The 22472-nt window shown below is 44.5% G+C and carries 21 protein-coding genes; 2 read left to right on the plus strand and 19 right to left on the minus strand.

All coding sequences use genetic code 11. The features are described from left to right. Nucleotides 1-139: 139 nt before the first annotated feature. The 5 genes from IP510_RS13385 to IP510_RS13405 form a co-directional block, all read right to left on the minus strand. Nucleotides 140-994 (minus strand): hypothetical protein, encoded by an 855-nt coding sequence (locus IP510_RS13385; protein WP_194365321.1) that lies wholly within the window; start codon nucleotides 992-994, stop codon nucleotides 140-142. Beyond that, a complete protein-coding gene (locus IP510_RS13390; protein ID WP_194365322.1) occupies nucleotides 981-1997 on the minus strand; it encodes a YHYH protein in 1017 nt (338 codons plus the stop codon). Before IP510_RS13390 ends, IP510_RS13385 begins: the two co-directional genes overlap by 14 nt. Nucleotides 1998-2207: 210 nt before the next feature. Beyond that, on the minus strand, nucleotides 2208-3431 hold the full coding sequence (locus IP510_RS13395) for a YHYH protein (RefSeq protein WP_227669787.1): 1224 nt from the start codon (nucleotides 3429-3431) through the stop codon (nucleotides 2208-2210). 207 nt (nucleotides 3432-3638) lie between these two features. After that, complete coding sequence (locus tag IP510_RS13400) at nucleotides 3639-4172, minus strand: hypothetical protein (RefSeq protein WP_194365324.1); 534 nt, start codon at nucleotides 4170-4172, stop codon at nucleotides 3639-3641. Nucleotides 4173-4249: 77 nt separating this feature from the next. Further along, nucleotides 4250-4720: a MarR family winged helix-turn-helix transcriptional regulator gene (locus IP510_RS13405; protein ID WP_194365325.1), complete on the minus strand. Its 471-nt coding sequence runs from the start codon at nucleotides 4718-4720 to the stop codon at nucleotides 4250-4252. A 368-nt stretch (nucleotides 4721-5088) separates the two neighbouring features. On the opposite strand from IP510_RS13405, the gene IP510_RS13410 reads away from it, so the two are divergent. Beyond that, on the plus strand, nucleotides 5089-6105 hold the full coding sequence (locus IP510_RS13410; RefSeq protein ID WP_194365326.1) for a bile acid:sodium symporter family protein: 1017 nt from the start codon (nucleotides 5089-5091) through the stop codon (nucleotides 6103-6105). A 175-nt stretch (nucleotides 6106-6280) separates the two neighbouring features. Here the strand turns inward: IP510_RS13410 and IP510_RS13415 are convergent, their stop codons facing one another. The 14 genes from IP510_RS13415 to IP510_RS13480 all read right to left on the minus strand — a co-directional run bounded on the left by IP510_RS13415 (nucleotide 6281) and on the right by IP510_RS13480 (nucleotide 21393). After that, a complete protein-coding gene (locus tag IP510_RS13415; protein WP_194365327.1) occupies nucleotides 6281-6706 on the minus strand; it encodes an acetyl-CoA carboxylase biotin carboxyl carrier protein in 426 nt (141 codons plus the stop codon). A 23-nt stretch (nucleotides 6707-6729) separates the two neighbouring features. Beyond that, entirely contained in the window at nucleotides 6730-7917 is a 1188-nt protein-coding gene (locus IP510_RS13420; protein WP_110923445.1) for an NRAMP family divalent metal transporter, read from the minus strand. Nucleotides 7918-7956: 39 nt separating this feature from the next. Continuing rightward, entirely contained in the window at nucleotides 7957-8694 is a 738-nt protein-coding gene (gene pxpA, locus IP510_RS13425) for a 5-oxoprolinase subunit PxpA (RefSeq protein WP_194365328.1), read from the minus strand. Further along, on the minus strand, nucleotides 8684-9607 hold the full coding sequence (locus tag IP510_RS13430) for a biotin-dependent carboxyltransferase family protein (protein ID WP_194365329.1): 924 nt from the start codon (nucleotides 9605-9607) through the stop codon (nucleotides 8684-8686). Before IP510_RS13430 ends, pxpA begins: the two co-directional genes overlap by 11 nt. A 52-nt stretch (nucleotides 9608-9659) precedes the next feature. Then, a complete protein-coding gene (pxpB, locus tag IP510_RS13435) occupies nucleotides 9660-10313 on the minus strand; it encodes a 5-oxoprolinase subunit PxpB (RefSeq protein ID WP_194365330.1) in 654 nt (217 codons plus the stop codon). Between the two features lie 204 nt (nucleotides 10314-10517). Next, nucleotides 10518-11864 (minus strand): acetyl-CoA carboxylase biotin carboxylase subunit, encoded by a 1347-nt coding sequence (accC, locus tag IP510_RS13440; RefSeq protein ID WP_194365331.1) that lies wholly within the window; start codon nucleotides 11862-11864, stop codon nucleotides 10518-10520. A gap of 79 nt (nucleotides 11865-11943) precedes the next feature. Continuing rightward, entirely contained in the window at nucleotides 11944-12474 is a 531-nt protein-coding gene (gene accB, locus IP510_RS13445; RefSeq protein ID WP_194365332.1) for an acetyl-CoA carboxylase biotin carboxyl carrier protein, read from the minus strand. Nucleotides 12475-12632: 158 nt separating this feature from the next. Beyond that, a complete protein-coding gene (locus tag IP510_RS13450) occupies nucleotides 12633-13424 on the minus strand; it encodes a putative hydro-lyase (RefSeq protein ID WP_194365333.1) in 792 nt (263 codons plus the stop codon). Nucleotides 13425-13897: 473 nt separating this feature from the next. Then, nucleotides 13898-14623, minus strand: coding sequence for a DUF3726 domain-containing protein (locus IP510_RS13455; RefSeq protein ID WP_194365334.1), 726 nt, complete (start codon nucleotides 14621-14623; stop codon nucleotides 13898-13900). After that, nucleotides 14620-16347 carry a hypothetical protein gene (locus IP510_RS13460; protein WP_194365335.1) on the minus strand — a complete coding sequence of 576 codons (1728 nt, stop codon included), beginning with the start codon at nucleotides 16345-16347 and terminating at the stop codon, nucleotides 14620-14622. The genes IP510_RS13455 and IP510_RS13460 overlap by 4 nt, the downstream gene beginning before the upstream one ends. A gap of 134 nt (nucleotides 16348-16481) precedes the next feature. Beyond that, nucleotides 16482-18170, minus strand: a complete 1689-nt coding sequence (locus tag IP510_RS13465) for a BCCT family transporter (RefSeq protein ID WP_194365336.1) — start codon at nucleotides 18168-18170, stop codon at nucleotides 16482-16484. A 202-nt stretch (nucleotides 18171-18372) separates the two neighbouring features. After that, nucleotides 18373-19362, minus strand: a complete 990-nt coding sequence (locus IP510_RS13470; RefSeq protein WP_194365337.1) for a membrane dipeptidase — start codon at nucleotides 19360-19362, stop codon at nucleotides 18373-18375. Nucleotides 19363-19468: 106 nt separating this feature from the next. Further along, nucleotides 19469-20944 carry an aldehyde dehydrogenase family protein gene (locus IP510_RS13475; protein WP_194365338.1) on the minus strand — a complete coding sequence of 492 codons (1476 nt, stop codon included), beginning with the start codon at nucleotides 20942-20944 and terminating at the stop codon, nucleotides 19469-19471. A gap of 59 nt (nucleotides 20945-21003) precedes the next feature. Next, nucleotides 21004-21393 (minus strand): RidA family protein, encoded by a 390-nt coding sequence (locus tag IP510_RS13480; protein ID WP_045445827.1) that lies wholly within the window; start codon nucleotides 21391-21393, stop codon nucleotides 21004-21006. 150 nt (nucleotides 21394-21543) lie between these two features. Between IP510_RS13480 and IP510_RS13485 the strand changes: the two genes are divergently transcribed. Further along, entirely contained in the window at nucleotides 21544-22440 is an 897-nt protein-coding gene (locus tag IP510_RS13485) for a LysR family transcriptional regulator (protein ID WP_194365339.1), read from the plus strand. Nucleotides 22441-22472: the final 32 nt, after the last annotated feature.

Genomic DNA, 22472 nt, shown 5'->3' on the forward strand with positions numbered 1-22472 from the left:
AACAGAGCTTATCAGCTATAGTCAAAGAAGTTTAAAACAGCTACAAGGCAGCCGACCGCAGATTGTACATATCGTACCTCTAGGGAGGGTAACACCGTAGCGGTTTAGTAGTTCGCTGACTATATAACGATTCATGCTCTTACTGTTTTTTCTTAAAAAACCACCTTGCACCTATTAGCAATGCTATCACAGCACCAATGCCTAACACATAAACAGAACCAAACAAGCTCTTGTCTGCTGCAGCCAATGTCGGCGTGCTTGCTAATTTTATTTTATCATCATCTAAAACACTATCTAGTGCTAGATCATCAGCAGATTCATGCGAATGATTATCTACGTCATGGGAATCTGCATCATGGCCATCTTCGTCATGGCTGCCTTCATCATGAGAGTGTCCCTCTTGACCACTTTCATGATGAGTGTGCGGCTGAGCATCATTTGTCATCGGCAGTGCATCGCTGTTATTTTGTTGCCATTTACCATCAACCAACTTTAGACTTAGCTGATGCTGATTGCTATCACTAAGCGTATATTGCGTCTTTGGAAATTGGTCAGACAGCAATACGACCGTCATTCGGTTGCCATGCAAGTCTTTAAAGAACGTATTGGTCAAATCAATAGATTCAACCGTATCGCCAATACCTTGCGCCTCGGCAGAGAACTGCGTGCCGTGACCCAGCTGTACATTAGGGTTTACTACCTTAATGGGCTGGTCATTGATAGATAAGGTCAATGATTTAATAAAGTGCTCATTGGCTAACTGCTGAAACTCCTCCGCCGTTTTGTACGCATCCGGCGAGTACGTTTCGTTAATTTGCGCCTCTACTCCAGTTAAAGCACCATCTAGGCGCACAGAGTAGTTACCATCAGCCGCTTTCGACAGTATAAAAGTCGAGGTATTGGGATTGTGGGCAGTCGCATTGACGCTCGCGATACTCAGTCCAAATGCAGCCAAGCACGCAAACGTCGTTGATGACAAACTAGTCTTCCGCATACACACCACGCAGTCCGTCGATGAAGTTATTATTGCCTGCTTTGTCCACATGGTAATGATACCCTCTCACGTCATCATAATGCCCGCGAGCTTCATCCAGATCGGTATATTCATTACCCTCTGCATCGGTATTGGCGTATATACCATAACCATCAAGTGCATAGCCAATCATTGGTGCATGACCGTCGTCTTGTTCAATCTTAGTCGTTAGACCAGTAGCAGCATGATAGTGGTAACCTTCATGAGAGTTGATATGCCCACCAGCGTCGTCAAATGGCGCAAGCGTATAAGCGCCTAAGATATTACTGACAGGTGCTGGCGCATCAAAACGTACGCCATTAAAAGCAATACCGCGCACCGATGGGCCTCTAGCCTGAGGGCCTGGACCACCGAACTCAGTAATACTGGCTGCGGCTTTTGGTGTGACCGGAATAAAGAAAGTATCGGTCAAGTCTTCTACGTACTCTGGCAAGCACTCAACGCAATAATTACGGAATTCTGGGCCAACTCTAGGATCTGCTGCGGCCACACACTCCTCAAGCGTTGAGGTTTTCATGATTTTTCCAGTAGTTTTGTTATACATATTCCAATTACTGTCGCCATAGAACTCTGCTAAGTTTTTAACGAATTCGCCATCAACATCATGGACTTCGCCGCCTTCTAGCCAAATCCCACCTTTTGAGGCATCGTCTGAAATATTGCTCGGACACCACGGCCCCATACCAACGTCACTTGGCTTATTTTCGGTAACGATTTTATAGCATTCACTAGTGCTGCCATCTGACAATGAGCATGACACCTTACTAATAGGCTCAACCAAGCCATCACTCAAAAAATAAGACGGTTGTACCGAAGGCATGACGGTATCTGCATTTTTGCTAGACACACTGGTCGTGGCGCTTGCATTTGTATTCGACACCTCGCTACTACAAGCGAACAGTGCGCCCGATGCTAGTGTCAATGCTAAGCAGCTTAAGCCAAACTTGGCAGTAGAAAGTTGCATGAATAGTGTCCTCTTTATATGAATAATTGATTAATTCCATATATAAATTGATTGTTAACAATTAGGAATTTTTAATGAGTCTGATAAAGAATGGAGATGACTATAATTCCACCCAACTTACAAGCCACACAAATTATTGGTATAGCTTGTAGGTTTTATAAGACGAGACCCGCATGCAAAAGCTTAGCAAGTCTGAAAAAATTGTCGATATCAATCTTGGTTGGGTAAGGCAGCTTTCAACGCCGCTTCGGTCACACCGAGGTCTTTGGCAGCAGCGGCAGTGTCGAGCTGTCTGCCGCCATTTTTCATAATCGCGCTTAACAAGTCAGCTTCTGAAACACCAAGTGTTGTCGCTGCCGTATCAAAACCTGGGGGCGCAGCCTGACCTGGACCTCCTGCTCCTGTGCCATTTTCAGCACCGATGCCTTGTTTGGCAGTGGTCGTAAAGTTATCCTGAGCGACTACACCGCTCAAGCAACTTGGCAAATTCGGAAACGTCGTCGATGCGTGGTAGTGGTAACCACCTTTAGGGTTTTCAAGTGTGGCGCTGGTGTGTCCGTTGCAGGCATCCAGATCGGTCGGTATCTTGCCATTACTGTCCACGCTACCGTAGATAGCATAACCGTCAAAAGCATAGGCGAACAGGGCATCAGCCTTTTGCTCTAAGGCACAACTAGCATCGACATGGTCATGCTCGAACACTGAGTTGATGTCTGTTGAGGTGGCATGCCAGTGGTACCAGCCACCCGGATCAATATGGCCGCCGCACGTGTCGAGCGCAGGCATGTGTCCTGTTTGTAGCACTGAAGGCGCATCCGCAAAAATAGGCACGCCATCAAGGGCCAATCCAACTTTGGCCACAGTGCCTAGACTGGTTTCTTGGTCAGACTTGACTGGTGATAATGGCAATAAAATGGTCATCTCGACCGATTCGTCAGCTGAGGCAGACAAGCAGGCATTACTGACCGTTGGCTGGGTCGTACGCACGTCGACGATATTCACCTTGCCGTCAGCGTCATAGAATTGATAACCCTGCGTCTCCAACATCGTCAAAAACTTTTCATCGATACGATAGAGCTCTGATTTTTCGCCATCCCAGTTCCAAACACCACCTTTGTCATCTAGCGTCTCTGGGCAAAATGGCCCAATTTTTAAGTTATCGGGTTGATGCTTGACCACTATCTTTGCACACTTGGCAGCGTCGCCGTTTTCTAATGTACAGTCTACAGTTTCAGGGGCCTTTACAAGGGCATCTTGGCTGATGCGTGACATATCAACACCACCATTAGCAATACGATCAGCTTCTGAAACTGATAGCGTTTGACTAGTCTCGTTAGCAGCTTCTGTCGAATACTGCTCAGCAAGTTGACTACAAGCGGTTAGCGTTACTGCCATACTGATCAGTATGCTATTGTAAAGTATCTTTGTTTTCATAAACCCTCTATTGCGAGTAGTAATTATCATAAATTATTAAGAAAAATTTAATCTTGTCATTGGTATTCGACCGTGGCACTGATGACATTGTTGCTAACGACACTGGCTCTAATGACATTGACACTTACAACCCTAACATTGACTATTTTTTAGTCGATTCGCAGGTGAAAATAGTCATGTTTTTGATAACGAATACCACGCTACCGATTAAAACTTGCCAAGCTCTAACACGGTTTCAGCAGTGACCGTATTGCCTTTATAGGTTTGAACCGTGACGTAATATTCATGGCCACTACCACCAGAACAAGGTGGCATATAGGCTCCCTCTTTGTCCCAGCCAGCACCGCGATGTTCTGCAATTATTTCAAACCCTTTTGGCATCTCATAACTGTGTCCAGCCACAATCGGTAACTTAACCGCAGTTGCGCCTTTTGGTAGAGTGTAATTCATAATGCCATGCCCGCCATTGTTCATCTTTTTTGAATCGCGGTCACTGTATACCAACACTACACTGTCTGACCCTGCTGGAATATCAGATACGCTCAGCTTGGGCGTACCTGGATTGACCCCATCAAATTTTTGGCACTGTTGTCCTTCAGGAATGGTCTTACCATCCCATTTACTGTCCACAAAATTTACATCGAGCGCAAAGGCGTAAGAAGACGTGGTTAATAACGTCAGTAAAGATAGGTGTTTGATAATACTTTTTGACCAAACAAGTGATTGAATAGAAGTCGACATCGTAAAGTTCCTGATAGCTGGTTAGACTGAATGGGTGAAAAATCTCTTATAAAAATACTAGGGCGTGTTGAACTTAACTAACTATGCGTTTGTTCTTCTGAATTCGAGCTATTCTCACCTGGTGTAAAACCACCAAACGCATTGCGTAGCTCATGAGTAATCCTTGCAAGTTGCGTCGCATTTTCAGACCCTATCGCCTCATATATTTCTTGATCTACTTCGCGCCAAACCTCATAAATCTGCGTTAATAAACCTTTCCCGTGCTTGGAGAGCTTGAGGACGTTACTGCGCAGCTCATGCTCATCGACGCGTCTTTCGATTAAACCCGCTGTCAATAAGCGTGCGGTCATCGTACTCATGCTTGCGGCAGACAATCCAAACTCGTCAGCCAACTGCACTTGTGATGCTTGCCCCATTCTTCCGAGCGCATCTAACACGCGTGCTTGACGCGGCATGACCTCCAAAGGGGTCAGTTTGGTACGCAGACGCTCTTCGATGAGATGACCACAATGCAAAAAAAAGTGAAACTGATAAGGTTGATTAGGCATATTAGATAGTATTTAGTTAGTATATTAATTGTTAGTATACTAACTAAATAACACTATTGCAAAGAATGACGTTAATCTGCATAGCACTTTATACATATGCTTCATAAATAAAGTGTTATGTAGATTACATAAACTAAATCATAAGGAATTATAACGGTATCTAAAATTGTGGAATTTAAAGAAAGGTAACGATATGGTCAGCTATCCGTAATTTTTACCAAATAACCCCCTCTGTATCAAAAAGGGAAAAACATCTAAAGTTGTCATAATAGCAACTTATTGTTGGCTAAAAATACCCCGAACCTGTTGGAAATATAATGATTTTGAACTTATACTTGACTATTTTTAGCCTTAGAAGGATTTGAGAAATGCAGTTTTTAGGGATGATAAGTCAGCAGTTAAGTCGGTTTACTGCATTGGTTATTGTTTTGGCGGCGGCGGTAACTTTTATAGAACCCGCAACTTTTTCTTGGGTGACAGGTGACACTCAGGTCATTGTATTAGGGATTATCATGCTTGCTATGGGCATGACATTAGGTAAAGAAGATTACAAAGTATTGGCCAAGCGCCCACTAGATATTTTTATTGGTTCTATCATTCAATATACCGTCATGCCGCTATTGGCAATTGGCGTGGCCCGTCTTTTTGATCTCTCACCTGGCTTAACACTAGGTTTGGTTTTAGTCGGCACTTGTCCGGGCGGCGTGTCTTCTAATATCATGAGCTATCTGGCTAAAGGTGATGTGGCATTTTCAGTAGGTATGACCACTGTCTCAACCGTCATTGCACCTTTGATGACGCCGCTGTGGTTGAATTATTTGGTGGGTCAATCAGTCGAAATGGATGGTTGGGGCATGTTTCGCTTTATGCTTCTAGTGACGTTGTTACCAGTCGCTATCGGTTCTATGTTAAACATCCTATTTCAAAATAAGCATTGGTTTAATGATGTGCGTGCCATTATGCCAGGCGTTGCTGTATTGGCTTTTGCCGCGATTGTAGGCGGCGTTGCAGCCGTATTTGGCAGTCAGTTTTTACAATCAGGATTGGTCGTCGTGTTAGCTATTGCGGTACACAATATCGTCGGTTACGTATTGGGCTACTACTCAGGTGCATTATTTGGTATGAATAAAGCCAAAAAACGTACCATATCTATTGAGGTTGGTGTGCAAAATGCAGGCTTGGCAACAGGTTTAAGTACCAAGTTTTTCCCTGGTAATGCAGAGTCTGCCATTGCGGCAGCCGTGGCTTGTATCTGGCATTCTGTATCTGGCTCTGTATTGGCAAACCTCTTTGCTTGGTGGGATAAGCGCAAACAAGCAGAATCTCCCACTACTATCGATGCGGAAGAAATCCTAGACCTTGGTAAACCAATCAAAAATAATTAAGCTGTATTTGGTATTCGACCATTGCACTATATGTGTTATTTGCGATGATATTATTAGAAACAGCTTAATAATAACAGCAGTAAAAAAGAGGGCTGGCGTCATATAACGCTAGCCCTCTTGCTGTATTCAATATTGATTTTGGATAATGTTATAAAAACGGGTTGTTTATCCAATACTAAGACGTGGCTCTTATCTCGAAAATCGGCTGTCCGTACTCAATGTTTTGGCCACTTTCAACCAAGACAGCCGTGACAACACCTTCTTTATTACTAATTACTGGCTGCAAACGGGTCAATTCATCAATGAAGCAAATGGTTTGACCTTTTTGAATGTGGTCGCCTTCTTTGACCAAATTGTCTGTTGCATCGTCTTCACTTAAGTAGACCTGCCCTACGTAAGTGGCACCTACTTGCAAGACATCACTACCAGTCTGCTCGGTCTCATTAGTAGGCGTGGCCTCTATAGGATTAGCGCTCACATTATTCTGCGCACCTAGATTATTAACCACCGTAATAGACTGCCCATTGTCTGCAATCGTGACTTCGTGCAGCTGACTGCTTTCAACCAGTTTGACCACACGTTCTATTTGCTCTATATCCATAATATATTCCTTATCTTAATTTTTTAACTCATGCCCAGATATTTAGCAATGGTCATGACACTTAGGATGCTCATCACGATGGCGATTAACCAACCAAATACCGCAATCCAAATTGGATGCTTATAATTGCCAACGATATTTTTTCTGTAGGCGGCAATCAGGATAATGACCATAGCAATAGGCAATACCAAACCATTTAACGTACCGACCAATACCAGTACTTGGGCCGGTTTACCGATAGTGGCAAACACCATTGTCGAGATCACGATGAAACCAATAATGAAGTAGCGTTTGTGCTTTTCAATGAATGGATGGAAGTTGGTCATAAAAGACACAGAGGTATAAGCAGCACCAATCACCGAGGTCACAGAAGCCGCCCAAATCACCATACCAAAAATAACTTTACCCGCATTTCCTAAAATGTACTGAAACGGCGACATGGCTGGGTTGGCAGGGTCTAAAGCAAAGCCTTGAGACACCACACCTAATACTGCAAGGAATAAAAATACGCGAATAACAGAGGCAATCAAAATACCAGAGACCGAGCTTCTGGTCACTGATTTTAAATTCTCTTCTCCGCTGACGCCTGCTTCTAATAAGCGATGCGCACCTGAGAAAGTAATATAACCGCCAACCGTACCGCCGACTAGCGTCACGATAGCGACTGCATCAATTTTGTCAGGCATGATGGTTTTGCTGACGGCTTCTGCTAATGGCGGATCAGATTTAAAGACCACATAAATGACCAATACAATCAGGATGAAGCCCATTAACTGAGCGAACTTATCCATCATAGGCCCCGTTTCTCGGCCTAAAAATATCGCTACGGCAATTACACCACTGATCAGGGCGCCTGTGATGGGCGACATATTAAACATGGACTGCATGCCAAGTCCGGCACCGCCAATATTACCAATATTAAAAGCCAGACCACCCGCAATGATTAAGAACGCGAGCAAGTAACCGACACCAGGAAACACCAAGTTGGCGATTTCCTGTGCACGTTTTTTGGAGACTGCGACTACTCGCCAAACGTTAAGCTGGACGCCGATGTCCATAACAATAGATATTAAGATAACAAAGCCGAAACTTGCCATTAGGCTTTCGGTGAATGTGGCCGTTTGGGTCAAAAACCCTGGCCCTACTGCTGATGTAGCCATCAGGAAGGCCGCGCCTAAAATGGCGGTATTGTGTTTTTTTATAGTGCTCATAAACATCCTTGTGCTATATGGGATTATTTAATCAAATGATTAGTGGGCAGATATAGTGATACCTTTGAGCTCTAGTTGTTTCTTTATCTCTTGCGCAAACAAAATAGCGTGCTCACCATCCCCATGTAGGCAGATGCTTTGCGCTTCTACTGGTACGGTCTGACCACAAACACTGGTGACTGTCCCTTCAGTAATCATCTGCAACACATGCTTAACCGCATCGTCTGTGTCGGTTATCAGGGCGTTGTCTTTGCTACGAGAGACCAATGAGCCGTCTTTTTCATAGTTTCTATCGGCGAACACTTCTGATATCGCCTCTAGACCCTGTTTCTTAGCTGACTTGACCAAATAGCCGCCGGACAAACCCATGACCTTTAGACTTGGATCAAAGCGTTTGATTTCGCTCACCAAAATATCTGATAAATCTTCATCAATGGCGGCTTGGTTGTACAACGCACCATGCGGTTTGACATAGTCCAAAGTCACACCGACTAAGTCACAAAGTGCTTTGGTTGCGCCCAGCTGATACACCAATAAAGCACGATAATCGGCTTCACTTAATGGCTGATGAATACGGCCAAAGTTTTCTCTATCGTTTAGACCAGGATGTGCGCCTACGCTCACGTTGTTTGCTTTTGCCAATTGCAACGTGGCTAGCATCTCGCTGTAAGAACCAGCGTGCAAGCCGCAGCAGACATTGGCTGAGCTGACTATCGTCAATAACTTATCGTCTTGCCCGCAGCCTTCAGCCACATCAGCATTTAAATCAATTTTCATTGGCATACTCCTTTATTTGATCGATGTAATGTTGTCTTTTCTGTTGTTCATGCAGCGCCTGCTCTAACGACACAACGACGAACTGACAGGTTTTGCCAAATCTAATCTGTGCCATCAGACCTATGTCTGCTTGAATCACAGTTGCAATTTTAGGGTAGCCACCCGTTGTTTGCCCATCCGCCATCAAAATAATCGGTTGCCCTTGTGGTGGCACCTGAATCATACCAATATCAACGCCATGTGAGCTCATTTCTACTGGCTTGCTAAATTCAAGCGCTGTAGATCCTTCTAAGCGGTAACCCATACGGTTGCTACTGCTTTGTAGTTTCCAAGGCTGATTTTCAAACGCCTGTTTAGACGACTCAGTGAAGCAATCATACTCACTGCTTTTTATCACTCGAATAACCTCGGTTGGGGCAAGTCGAGCCACCCCAATGACAGGCAGACTTGATTCGGTTTTTACCGTTAAGCTGTCATCGGCTTTTAAGTATCTGCCTTCAAAGCCGCCAAATCCTGCTTTGAGATTGGTGCTGACCGACTGTAATACTGGCTCGATATCAAAGCCGCCATGCACACATAGATAGGTATACATACCTTGTAGCGGGCGCAAAAGTTTGAGCGTCTGCCCAGCTGTTGCATTGATACGCCAATAGCAAGGAACACGCTTGTCGTCTAGATAAGCCTCGTATAAAGCGCCTGTTAAGCAAAAGCTGACGCTTTCTTCAAACTGTATAGTTAGCTCACCGAGCGCTATTTCAATAGCGGGTTCGTTGTCTTCGTTTTTCATCAAAGCATTGCCAGCTTGTAGCGCCCAGCTGTCCATTACACCATTTCTACCCACGCCCATACTGCGGTAACCCAGTCGTCCCGAATCTTGAATACTGGCAAGGGCACTTGCGGTTAAAACTTTCATTGATACCACCTGTTTATTTGTCTTTTTGATTCATGCATCTTTTATTTATCGCTTATTGATGAATATCAATCGCTTTAAATGTCAAAGTATCACCTGCGTTAAGCAACGTCGGAGAGGTCTTGGTTAAATCAAATAAAGCAGTATCCGTCTGGCCGAGTAACTGCCAACCGCCTGGAGACTCAAAAGGGTACACCCCTGTCTGCTCGCCGCCGATACCCACTGAGCCTGCCGGCACTTGAGTTCTAGGGATGGCATGCCTTGGGAAATACAGCGACTCAGACAAGCCGCCAAGATAAGGAAATCCCGGTTGAAAACCGATAAAGTAAACGGTATAAGTGGCTTTGGTATGTAGCTCAACAACGGCTTCAACTGAGAGGTTTAGGTCATTCGCCATGGCCGCTAGATCGGGGCCATACTTACCGCCGTAATGCACTGGTATCTCGACGTGCTTGCCATGGATGGTTTTTGAAGGGATATCATTGAGCAGGTCTGATAGCTTATCTTTAACAGTATTCAGCTCAGCCCACGTTAATGGCACGATGAACACACTGAGCGTATTCATGCCAATTACCACTTCGATGACTTCTGGCATTTTCTGGATACTGTCTGATAAAGCCCAGCATTTTTGTTGTTTTTCTAAGGTGGTTGGTTTAGGGAAAAACAACGCGAGATTGGTTTCACTGCATAGTTGCCATTGTAGTTCCATTAGCACGTACTCCATTATTTTTTATCTACTATAGTCAAATCTTCTATAAATTGGATACGGTGTCAGGCTTGCTTAGTCTACGACTTGTAGTACTTTCACTCGCCTTCCTGGTATCCAAATTATAGTGAACCGACTACATCTTGATTCTGACGCTTCTGACGCTAATGTCAGATTTGTTTTTCGCTTTTGCGGGCAAGAACTGATTTATATATTGTCTTGTATCCACTGTTCCAGATAATGAATGCTCATTTGACCGTCACAAAACACCTCATCTTCAAAAAGTCGCTGATGCAGACCAATATTGGTATCAATGCCCGTAATTTGCGCCTCCGATAAGGCCGCACGCATTTTTTCTATCGCTTTTTCTCTTGAACGATCTTGTACACATATCTTGGCAATTAAGCTGTCATAAGATGGCGGCACAGTGTAGTTCGACTCAGCATGGCTATCCACTCTGATACCAAACCCTGCTGGCATGTGGCAGTAGTCTATGCGCCCAGCATTTGGCAAAAATGTCCGCGCGTTTTCAGCATTGATACGGCACTCAAAAGCGTGTCCGGTAATGGCGATATCACTTTGTTTGTATGCCAATGGAAGCCCTGCAGCCACTCTTATTTGCTCCTGTACAATATCCACGCCCGTCACCATCTCAGTGATGGTGTGCTCGACTTGCACACGGGTGTTCATCTCGATAAAGAAGAACTCGCCGTTTTCATATAAAAACTCAAACGTGCCTGCGCCTCTATACTGCATTTGCTCACAAGCTGTGACACAGGCTTGGCCTATTTTCTGACGCTGCTCTTCGGTGATACCGGGTGCTGGCGCTTCTTCAATGACTTTTTGATGACGACGCTGCATAGAGCAATCACGCTCACCTAAATAAATAGCATTGCCGTGAGTGTCAGACATGACTTGCACTTCGATATGACGAGGTGCTTGTAGGTATTTTTCAAGATAAACAATGGCGCTACCAAAGTTGGCTTTGGCTTCTGTTTGCGTCATAGAGATAGCAGAGAGTAAATCAGCTTCTTTTTCGACCACACGCATCCCACGCCCGCCGCCGCCGCTTGCTGCTTTGATAATGACTGGATAACCGACCTCACTGGCAATCTTGATAACTTGCTCTGAATCAGCAGGCAATGCGCCATTCGATCCAGGTACACAGGGCACGCCAGCCATTGTCATTTGTTTTTTGGCTTCAACCTTGTCGCCCATGTTTCTGATATTGTCAGCCGTTGGGCCAATAAACGTGAGACCTGAGTCTTCAATCAAGGCCGCAAAGTCTGCGTTTTCAGACAAAAAGCCATAGCCTGGATGGATGGCTTGCGCGTTGGTGATTTTTGCAGCAGAAACCAGCGCTCTTTGATTGAGGTAGCTGTGTGTGGCATTGGCAGGCCCGATACAGATTTTTTCATCGGCTAGGCGTACGGGTAACGAGTCTTTGTCTGATTCAGAATGGGCAATGACGGATTTAATACCCAGCTGCTTACAAGCTCGAATAATACGTAGCGCAATCTCGCCACGATTGGCAATTAAGATTTTTGTGAACATGTTTATTCCCTTAAAAATATAGTGTCAAATACAGTGTTTGTGCAGCGTCTATACAATATTGAGTGGCTATTGAGTGACTTTAACTGTCTGGCGCTATAATAAATAAAGGCTGTGCATATTCTACGACATCACCTTCCTCGATCAGAATCTCTTGAATCGTACCGTCAGCTTCTGCTTTTACTTCATGCATCATTTTCATGGCTTCAATGATACATAGGGTCTGCCCTGCTACTACCTGATCACCCACCTTAAAGAACGCCTCAGCTGTCGGCTCAGAGCGAAGATAGAAAGTGCCGAGCATAGGCGCCAATACTTGGGATGAAGATGAAGAAACAGATGAATTGGCGACCTCAGTAGTCACCGTTTCATCCATAGAGCTGTTGTCTGCACTGGTATTATTAGGAATGTTATTGTGGGAGGTTACTGTACGTGATTCTGAATGAGCAGTTTTTGAGTGACGAGTATTACCAATATGATTGCTGCTTTCATTGCCATTAGCCTGACAAATGATAGAGATACGTGCATCACCATCGGTTACTTCTAATGATTGTATGTCAGCGCTTTCTGCGATTTTGATCAGCTTTTCTAGATCTGTAAAGTTAATATTCATATTATTAGCTATTCCATTAGAGTAAAAGTGAATAATTATTTTTTATAAAAATCTGTGCGATGCGATACGTTTTTATTTACCGAGAGCTTTGTGGACAAACAAGATTGGATGCCATTACATTTTAAAATGGCGTTTCAAAATAGCGTTGTCATCCAACATTATAGAACTGCCAAGTCTTCATCTTTTGGGTCGCAGATAAACATATGCCCCGGCGCGTGCGTTATCATCAGTTCAGGTTTGCTGGTCATTGCGATGCTTTGAGGCGTCACGCCACAAGCCCAAAACACAGGCACTTCACCTTCCTTTATGAGTGATGCATCACCAAAATCGGGAGAATGGATGTCTGTGATACCGATGACACTAGGGTCTCCAATATGGATAGGCGCGCCATGTACTTGCGGAAACCGAGAGGTGGCTTGTACGGCTCTGGTGATTAATGGATAAGGTATTGGTCGCATGCTGACCACCATTTTTCCATAAAACTGTCCTGCAGGCTCAGTTTCTATATTCGTGATATACATCGGCACATTGTGATTGTCTTCGATGTGTCTGACAGGAATAGACGCATTGAGCATGGCAGACTCAAAGGAAAAGCTACATCCTAAAAGAAAGCAGACCAAGTCCTCTCTCCAATAGTCTGTTAGGTCTGACACCTCAGCTACTAGCTCGCCGAACTCGTATATTCGATACTTTGGCACATCAGACTTTAAGTCTGCGCCCTTCGCCATCAGCCGTGGTTCCGAACTACCAACATCTGTTACGTCTAAAATAGGGCAGGATTTTGGGTTTCTTTGTGCAAACAATAAAAAATCATAGGCCAATTTCTTGGGTACTATGACTAGGTTTGCTTGTATGTGACCTTTGCACATGCCAGAAGTCGGCTTGTTGATTTCGTTCTTACCAATTAGTGCTCTAACCTCTTGTGGCGTCATATTTGCTAAATCTAACATGATTACAACCTCTTACGTTTTGACATTTCTGGCAGATAAAAAATCATCTAATAAAACCTGTATGAAGTTGGCGCTTTGTAACAGTATTTTATATATAGATAACTATATTATCGTTATGTAACCTAGCAGAACATTTTTAAAATGACAAGACATAAGTGTTGTAAATAAACGCATGCGATACATAAGTGAGAATAGACAAGGAAGGGTTGGTTGAAAATGTAGGCATATGTTCATTTATTTTTATAAGTATTGACCAACAAGTGTCTTTTATTGGCATTTATTGACGCTACTTATTTGGGCAAGTAACAATAAGAGATTACTGTTAAATTATTTCCCCATAGCAAGAAAATTTTTAGAGCAGCTGTTGAGTTGTATACCTGTAATGCGAAAAGCAGCTAATGAGCTAGCCGCTTTGTTTAATTGAAAGTATGAATAAAATTTTTAAACCTTTCAAGATGGTTGGGCTTTATACTCTATACCCCGCCCGCACCGCGACTCGATTCTTCGCTGTTTTCTACCAATATAGCAGCGGCTGTTTTTTTGAGTGTGTTCCACTGCGTATCATCGACATAGATGCCTTCTTTCCATGCGCGCTGATGCGTTTCAAACAATGCATCTGTCGATATTTTACGATCGAAATGCTGGATGTCTGATTCGATATCAAAGTTTTGCGTGGCAATTTCAATGACCATATCATTGGTATTATAGTTGGCTTGCGGCTTGTCAAAAAAGTAAAGGTCAGGATAGACAAAGTCTTTATTTAACGTAAATAATGTATGTTTGGGCACAGAGCCATTGTCCCATTTAGCCAAACAAGCAAAACCTTTACTTGCCAGCCCTACCAGCTCGCTATAGGCCAACCAGCGATTATGACAGTTCTGCAAATAAATATAAAAATGCGCTGAGTCGCCCATTTTTTCAAGCGCATAGTCAATGATAGTCGGCAAATGACAGGCTAAGCTACTACCATGCAGATCTAAACGGATAGCGCCTTCTTCTTGATGAACGATATCGATTGGCGTATCAATCTCGTTCAAGATATATGGAGTGGCATTATTAAAATGTTTGATACCATCCAATCCTGCCATCTGTAACTCCGCGACCATAGTGGCTATCACATCAGCTTCCCCCACCTCTCGGTGCAGCCCAGTAAAAGCTTTGTATACCATCGTGACGATTTCATTGTGCGATACCATCATAAGTCAGAGCCTCCTTGCTCTATTGATACATCAGGCAATAAAGGAAACAACCATTCATCACTACCTACTTCTGCAAATAATGGCGCGCCTTGAAACAAGGTAATCCTGACCCAGCGATCGGATCTGGGATCAAACTTGGTTGCCCCAAACATCGATAATTTACACCGTAATAGATGCATGGGTAATGCGTCTTTGTGTAAGACATTCATCTGAATATCACCTAGCTGCTTATGGCCCATTGTCCAGACGCGGCGCGCAATTGAGCGATATTTGGGCTTATTCAAGATAAACTCGGATATTAGCTGCTGCGAATTGGCTTGTTTTAAAGCCAAATATAAATGATTGGTTTGGCGAGCGATATCCAAGGACAGCTCACGATCAGCACCCAGCTCCTGACCACGTATACCCATACGTGGCTCTTCCTTATCGATAGAACGATACCAAAACCAATGGCTATTCTCAGGCTGAGTAAAATCAATATCAATGGCCCAGCGATAATGCTGCTCTAAGACGTCAATTATATCCTGAATGACTTTGCCTTTTGGTAACGATAAGGCTTCATCAGCATTGACGCTGTCGAGCAGTGCATCGACACGTTCAGGATACAGCTCTATTAAGCAAGAAATGATGACTTCTTGGCTCTCAAAGCTCAAATGGTCATGTGCCTGTAAAAAATCCGCCCATGTCGCATGATTATTAATGGTTGTCATCAAGTTGTTTTGTAAAACAATTAACTCCCTAACAACCGTTTCATTACGTTTGATTTGCTGCTCATTGATGGTGACAATCTCGTTAAAATGTTGGATAGCACGCTTGATTAGACTGGCAAAATATGCGGTTTCTTTGGGCTCAATCTGGCAAACCGATGTTGCTTGCAACGCTTCCTCACGGGTGGTCAGCCATTGGTCAACGACGCATGGATGATTGATTAAATACGGCGCCATACCCAGACCGGTAGCATTACCAATACCCAAATAACGCTTAATCTCTGGATGCAGTTTGACTGCGTTGCTGCCACCTTTTTGCTTTGCCAAATAATCGACCCAATCTAAGCTAAACTCGCGCAGCAGATAGACAGCACACATCTGCGCTCGGAACGACTGATTAAAGTCCTCGCTATGATCTAACGGTTTAAAATCATAAATACCGAACTTACCATTGCCATAGACCGCCGTGGTACGCAGGATGTAGCCCACTTGTGCGAGTACATCAATCTCAGGCTGCTTGCCAGCCGCAAGGGAGCTGACGATATGATCAAAGACTCGGACGCTCTTGTTTGCTCGTGCCAGCACCATCATCATGTTGGAGTTGCGACCAGCTTCTTGTAGCGGTACGTTGGCTTGTAGATTACTCAGTAACTCTTCGCTTATCTCACCAAATACCAGCCCAAAGGTCACATCCCATTTTTGGGCAATCACTCTATCATTACGCTCGTCATCAGCCAGCTCGTTGCAGAACACCACCAAATGATACAGATGCTCTGGGGTATGTAGACGATAGATAACCTTGCCATAGCCTTGCTCATCCAAATCCCACAAATGAGTGCTGAGCGTCCATTTTTCTCTATCAATCTTACGCAATAACGTACGCACAAAGCTAACGCGGGTTTGATGCATGGCGCCCAGTCTTTGGGCATCCATAATCACATCACGAGTACGGAAACCTGTACTAAGTAAAGGCGATTTGACGTCGATACTTTTATCATTTGCATAAACCATATTCATAATGTCACTACCTTACCTAATATACTGAGCCAGCAGCTTCGTTAATAATCTCAATGAGGGTGTCTATTGGTAAATATGAAATTAGCGGCGCATGTAATGGCTGTCTCATATTTACCGTTTAGTGATCTAGAACCTTAATCAGTTTTTTGCGTCATGCTTTCTTTAGACGTTTGAGCGTTTTCGGCTTCACTGATTTTATGTCTCACCTCTACCTGATTAGGGCGATACAAATCTTGCTCTCGTGCCATTTTCTGAGCAATCTGTGGTCCATTCCATAATGAAGGCAATAATACAAAAGAGACTGGCACTGCCGTAATGACGATAAAGGACTGCAATGCTGTCACGCCGCCAGAACCAAGAGATATTAAAACAATCGCTGTCACCCCCATCATGATGCCCCAAAAGGTACGAATCATGGCGTTTGGCTCGCGTTCGCCACTGATGACGACACTGATGGTATAGGTCATCGAATCGCCCGTCGTAACGATGAAGACGGTGGTCAGAATCAGAAACAATATCGAGGTAATTAAAGGAAAGGGTAATTGCTGCGTAACAGCTAATAATGCACCGGGTAAGTTAAAGCCTTCAAAGGCGCTACTGACACTTCCTGGATTGGCAATCTCAAACGCTAAGCCAGAGCCCCCGACGACGGTGAACCAAAAGCAGGTGACAAGCGGTGCAATAATACAGACTGTCGTAATCAGCTGACGAATAGTGCGACCACGTGAGATGCGAGCGATAAATATCGCCATCATCGGACCATAGCCCAAGAACCAACCCCAAAAGAATACCGTCCACCAGCTCAGCCAACCTTCATCACCGCGAAAGGTCGCCATTGGAACGAAGTTGTCAATCATCGTACCCACACCCTGAATGTAGCCGTTGACAATAAAATTGGTCGGTCCAAATATCAAAATAAAGACCATCAGCGCAAAAGCCAAAATGACGTTAAAGCGGCTGAGTAGCTGCATACCACGAGTCAGACCACTGATCGCAGACAACGTATAGAGTACGATGGCAAAGACAATGATGATTAGCTGAGTCGTGAACGTATCGGGAATACCGAACAATTCATTCAGCGCATAGCTGGTCTGCAAGCCCAAGAAACCAATAGGACCGATAGTACCGGCAGCCACTGCCACGATACAGCAAGCATCGATGATTGCACCCGTTTGGCCGGTGAGTACACGCTCACCAAACATAGGATAAAGAAGCGTACGAGGCTTCAACGGTAAGCCTTTGTCATAATGCAAATGCATAATCACAATTGCGGTCAAACTACCTACAATCGCCCACGCCAAAAACCCCCAATGCATAAATGATTGAGACAAAGCATTAAAAGCGCGTTGCTGTAGATCGGCTGACTCACCGTATAAAGGAGGTGCTGAAGCGAAATGCGCGATTGGCTCGGCGGCAGCCCAAAAAACCCCGCCACCGGCCAGTAGTGTGCAGAAAAGAATAGCCATCCATTTGAAACTGTCTATCTCAGGAACAGGTAAATTGCCCAGTATCACACGCCCCGTACGACCAGCACCGACAGCCAAAGCAATGACAAAGGTCGCTAGTAGCAATATTTGCCAAAAAGGCCCAAATATTTTGACGGACCACGAAAAGCCCACTTCGACTATCTTTGCTAAGCGTGCTTCTGCAAAAATAGCCATCAAAACAAAGGCTACAATGAATCCGCCACTGTACCAAAACGCAGGATTTTTAAGGCCTAATGTGTCGGTAGAAATAGCGACGGCCTTGGTGTCATTTGCTCCTTGATTAACAGGAGCCGAGCGTCCTTGCTCATCTTGATTAAATCCCTTTAAATCGGCCATAATGTGGCTCCATATACTATGCTAACGTTGCATTTTAGATCAGAGTGGTAGTAATAAGGGTGTGATCAAACGACCTCAATATACATACGATCTAATTTAAAATTACCTACTTCAAATGGATATGCGCTATAAAATGTCTGTCGCTTTATAGCGATTTCGAGCAACCGTTGAATGAAATGAAATGACTTTTTTAAATAGCTGGTTAAGCCAAAGGCTCTAAGCCTTGCTCTAAAAAATCAAACCAGTTTTGACCGATGACTTTTCCAGCGTCAATCTCATTAAAACCATGCTTGAGCAAACCGTTATAGATGTTTTCCATACCGTCCTTGCCAGCGAACCATGGCAAGGTGTCTGGCCAGCCTGAATTATTGGCATTGCCTTCACCATAGTCCATGGCTTTTGACCAACGTCCATTACGCATCCATTCAAGCACTGCTTGCGGTTGATTGAGACATAGATCACTACCAATCGCTAAATGCTCGACGCCATATTTATCAGCGCAATTGGCAATCATGGTGCAAAAGTCATCAAGCGTACATGCGCTGCCATTTGGCAAATGGAACGGATATAAACTAAACCCTAACAACCCGCCTGCTTGAGTCAAGGCACTGATGACCGTATCCGATTTATTACGCAAGGCCTCATGAGCCGTGGTCGGATTGGCATGGCTGATACATATCGGACGCGATGACACTTCTATCGCCTCAAGCGTTGAGCGCTCAGCACTGTGTGACATGTCAATAATCATACCGACACGGTTCATTTCAGCGATGACTTGCTGGCCAAAACGGGTGATGCCACTGTCATTCTGCTCATAACAACCTGTCGCTAGTAAGCTCTGGTTGTTGTAAGTCAGCTGCATAATCAATAGACCTAAACGCCGCATCACGCTAATCAGACCAATTTCGTCATCGATTGGTGAGCAGTTTTGTGCGCCAAAGAAGATGCCCACTTTGCCCTGCTCTTTTGCCGTTTTAATATCAGCCACTGAGTACACGGGCAAGATAAGATCTGAGTTTTGCTCAAAGCGTGTGTGCCACTCGCTAAAACGGGTCATGGTCTGGCGAGCGTCTTCGTGATAGACCAAGGTGGCATGTACCGCATTGATACCACTGGCTTGCAGCATCTTAAAGTAGTCACGATCCCAATGGCTATACTGTAATCCGTCAATGACGATATGGTCTTGGTACATATCAATTCCTTTTAATACTTTTATCAGTAGCCGCTATCATTGGCTATTAAGTGCTTTTTCACACCGTGTCGCTTCGATAGCGGCGAGCATTCTTGTTAAGATAGTTCTAGTACGCTTTTTGATAAGCGGTCTTGACGATGGTATAGAACTCTTTAGCATATTGACCTTGCTCACGCGGACCAAAGCTTGACTGTTTACGGCCACCAAATGGCACGTGATAATCCGTACCTGCAGTCGCTAGATTGACCATGACACAGCCTGCTTGTACTTGCTCTTTGAACATCGCACTGCTGCGCAAGCTTTGGGTGATGATGCCGCCCGTCAGACCAAAGCGCGTATCATTGGTCATGGCAATCGCTTCTTCTAGGTTTTTGACACGCAAGACACACGCCAGCGGGGCAAACACTTCCTCTTGGTTGATATCCCAGCTGTTATCCGTCTCCGTAAACAACGTGGGCGACATATAGTAGCCGTCATGCGGCATCTCTAAACGCTCACCGCCAAACGCTAAATTGGCACCAGATTGCTTGGCTTTTTCGATCCAGTCCATATTTGATGCCAGTTGCTTATCATCGACGACAGGCCCCATAAATATGCCGTTTTCAAGCGCATGGCCAACTTTTAGGGTTTTCATTTTGGCAATCACACCGTCTACAAACGCATCATGAATACCGTCCATCACAATAAGACGTGAAGAAGCCGTACATTTCTGACCCGAACCGCCAAACGCACCAGCCACTGCCGCATCGATAGCGACTTGCAAATCGGCATCGTCAGCGATAACCAAGGCGTTTTTGCTGCCCATCTCAAGCTGACAACGGATAAAGTTTGGTGCAGTAGCAGCCGCAACTTTTCGACCTGTTGGTACAGAACCTGTAAAGCTAACGGCGTCGATGTCTGTAGAATTGATGAGCGTATCACCGACTGACGAGCCGCCACCCAACAATAAGTTAAATGTACCTTCTGGCATGCCTTGACGGTGAATAATTTCAGCCAATGCCACTGCGCTGGCTGGCGTTAAATTTGCAGGCTTCCAAATGACAGTGTTACCAAATGCTAATGCTGGCGCGATTTTCCATACAGCAGTGGCAGTTGGAAAATTCCAAGGTGAGATAATGGCAACCACACCGACTGCTTCGCGGGTAACTTCGACCTTAACACCAGGACGCACTGAATCAGCGCTATCACCCATTTGACGCAGCACTTCAGCGGCATAGTAATGGAAGAACTGGCCTGCACGATAAATCTCACCGCGACCTTCCGCAAACGGCTTACCTTCTTCAAGAGACAACAGCGTACCTAGCTCATCACAGCGAGCAATCATTTCATCGCCAATCGCTTGTAGGATAGACTGCTTTTTTTCTAAAGGAGTCGCTTCCCACTTTGGCTGGGCTTGACGCGCCGCCGCGATGGCATCTTTGACTTGATCGCTACTGGCTTGGGCGAACTCACCGATAGTGTCAGTGATATCAGATGGGTTAATATTGGCAACGGTATTTACGCCTGCCTGCCATTCACCATTGATATAAAGTGATTTGGTTGGGTCTTGCTGTAATATCTGTTGGGCGGTGTGAGCTGACATAAGAGCTTCCTTGATAAAGTATTAACTATTTGATTTATTGACTAGAGTACATTCAAAATTTAGGGCACAGCGGCATATACGACCAACTCAACTAGCATCTCTTCACGAGCCAATCCGGCTATCACGAGCGCTGCCCGATTTGGGTAGGGTGCTTCAAAGTATTCAGCATAGACTTGGTTGACCGTTTTTAAATAGTCGCGATCGGTCACATAAATCATGACCTGTAATACCGAATCCATGCCAACATTGGCACATTCTAGTGTGTGCTTGAGATTGTCTAACGTTTGGCGAGTTTGCGCTTCGATACCACCTGCAACCACATCGCCATTTTCATCGATAGGAATCTGCGCAGTGTACAACGTACCATTGCTGGTGATTGCCCACTCTAAAGGGGCTTTAGACGCATAAAGTGAGGTTTTGATGGCTTGTTTGGTTGAATGAGTCGTCATGTCGTCATATCCTTTGATCAATGATTGGGCAGCAATTGCTATAGACGTATCCTACCCACATAGAGACGATAAATCTAACTAATTAAATTTGAAATATGATAGATTTAATCTATCGTTTAGATAAATCATTGAAAAATAGCCTTGGATGGTATGGATATGAAGCTACAGCAACTGCGTCATTTTTTATTTGTGGTAGAGGAAGGCGGATTTCGGGCGGCGGCGGATCGCGCCAATCGCTCGCAAGCGGCATTGTCTGCCTCGATAAAGGAGTTGGAAAAAATACTCGGTCAACGTTTGTTTGAAGCAGGAAATAAGGCCATATTGACGCCATTTGGTGAAACCTGTTTACCAAAAATCAAGCAATTTATAAATATATATCAAGCATTTGAAGACGATTTAAAAGCATCCGCAGCTGGCGACAAAGGTAAAATAAGAATTGCAAGCGTGCCATCATTAGTGACCAAGTTACTGCCCAGTGTATTGGTCGAATACTCAAAAAAATATCCTGATATTGAGATTGTACTGATAGATGATAACTCTGTCGGTGTGGCCAATCGATTGTTAGCCGGAGAAATTGATTTAGCATTGGGCAATTGCACCAGTATTGATCAAACGAATATAGATTTTACGCTACTCATATCAGATCCCATTGGCGTGGTTTGTCTTAAAGCCAATGCGCTGAACAACGAGTTAAATCAGTCGCAAGGGCTAAGCTGGCAACAACTCATGACCCAGCCTTTTATCTATAATGGCACTTGCAGATTGCTCGAAAACACGCCAGCTGAGGCGCTCAATCGTAGGGCAAGGTACACGGTAGAAAACATTACATCGCTGTTTTCTTTATTGCGTAATGATCTAGGTATCACTACTTTACCCAAGCTTGCCTTCCCTGCGAATGAGCCGGAACTAGTTTGGATAAATTTAGTTGACCCGTCTTTGAACCGACAGATCGGTATCTTTAAACTCGCTGACAAGTCGATCTCCCCGCCCGCTCAAGCGTTTTATGATCTGTGTGTGACGTATGTGCAAGAGCATTACTGGCTATAAGTGATCAAAATAAGAGGACTTCCAAATAAGAA

It is taken from the genome of Psychrobacter sp. NG254 (genome assembly GCF_015277735.1).
GTDB lineage: Bacteria > Pseudomonadota > Gammaproteobacteria > Pseudomonadales > Moraxellaceae > Psychrobacter.

Coding starts and splice junctions, on each gene's coding strand:
- IP510_RS13430 (WP_194365329.1), bottom strand. CDS start 9,607: ATGAAAGTTTTAACCGCAAGTGCCCTTGCCAGTATTCAAGATTCGGGA.
- IP510_RS13385 (WP_194365321.1), bottom strand. CDS start 994: ATGCGGAAGACTAGTTTGTCATCAACGACGTTTGCGTGCTTGGCTGCA.
- IP510_RS13475 (WP_194365338.1), bottom strand. CDS start 20,944: ATGTCAGCTCACACCGCCCAACAGATATTACAGCAAGACCCAACCAAA.
- IP510_RS13455 (WP_194365334.1), bottom strand. CDS start 14,623: ATGATGGTATCGCACAATGAAATCGTCACGATGGTATACAAAGCTTTT.
- IP510_RS13480 (WP_045445827.1), bottom strand. CDS start 21,393: ATGACGACTCATTCAACCAAACAAGCCATCAAAACCTCACTTTATGCG.
- IP510_RS13465 (WP_194365336.1), bottom strand. CDS start 18,170: ATGGCCGATTTAAAGGGATTTAATCAAGATGAGCAAGGACGCTCGGCT.
- IP510_RS13450 (WP_194365333.1), bottom strand. CDS start 13,424: ATGTTAGATTTAGCAAATATGACGCCACAAGAGGTTAGAGCACTAATT.
- accB (WP_194365332.1), bottom strand. CDS start 12,474: ATGAATATTAACTTTACAGATCTAGAAAAGCTGATCAAAATCGCAGAA.
- IP510_RS13460 (WP_194365335.1), bottom strand. CDS start 16,347: ATGAATATGGTTTATGCAAATGATAAAAGTATCGACGTCAAATCGCCT.
- IP510_RS13405 (WP_194365325.1), bottom strand. CDS start 4,720: ATGCCTAATCAACCTTATCAGTTTCACTTTTTTTTGCATTGTGGTCAT.
- IP510_RS13390 (WP_194365322.1), bottom strand. CDS start 1,997: ATGCAACTTTCTACTGCCAAGTTTGGCTTAAGCTGCTTAGCATTGACA.
- IP510_RS13410 (WP_194365326.1), top strand. CDS start 5,089: ATGCAGTTTTTAGGGATGATAAGTCAGCAGTTAAGTCGGTTTACTGCA.
- IP510_RS13415 (WP_194365327.1), bottom strand. CDS start 6,706: ATGGATATAGAGCAAATAGAACGTGTGGTCAAACTGGTTGAAAGCAGT.
- accC (WP_194365331.1), bottom strand. CDS start 11,864: ATGTTCACAAAAATCTTAATTGCCAATCGTGGCGAGATTGCGCTACGT.
- IP510_RS13485 (WP_194365339.1), top strand. CDS start 21,544: ATGGATATGAAGCTACAGCAACTGCGTCATTTTTTATTTGTGGTAGAG.
- IP510_RS13470 (WP_194365337.1), bottom strand. CDS start 19,362: ATGTACCAAGACCATATCGTCATTGACGGATTACAGTATAGCCATTGG.
- IP510_RS13395 (WP_227669787.1), bottom strand. CDS start 3,431: ATGAAAACAAAGATACTTTACAATAGCATACTGATCAGTATGGCAGTA.
- IP510_RS13400 (WP_194365324.1), bottom strand. CDS start 4,172: ATGTCGACTTCTATTCAATCACTTGTTTGGTCAAAAAGTATTATCAAA.
- IP510_RS13420 (WP_110923445.1), bottom strand. CDS start 7,917: ATGAGCACTATAAAAAAACACAATACCGCCATTTTAGGCGCGGCCTTC.
- pxpA (WP_194365328.1), bottom strand. CDS start 8,694: ATGAAAATTGATTTAAATGCTGATGTGGCTGAAGGCTGCGGGCAAGAC.
- pxpB (WP_194365330.1), bottom strand. CDS start 10,313: ATGGAACTACAATGGCAACTATGCAGTGAAACCAATCTCGCGTTGTTT.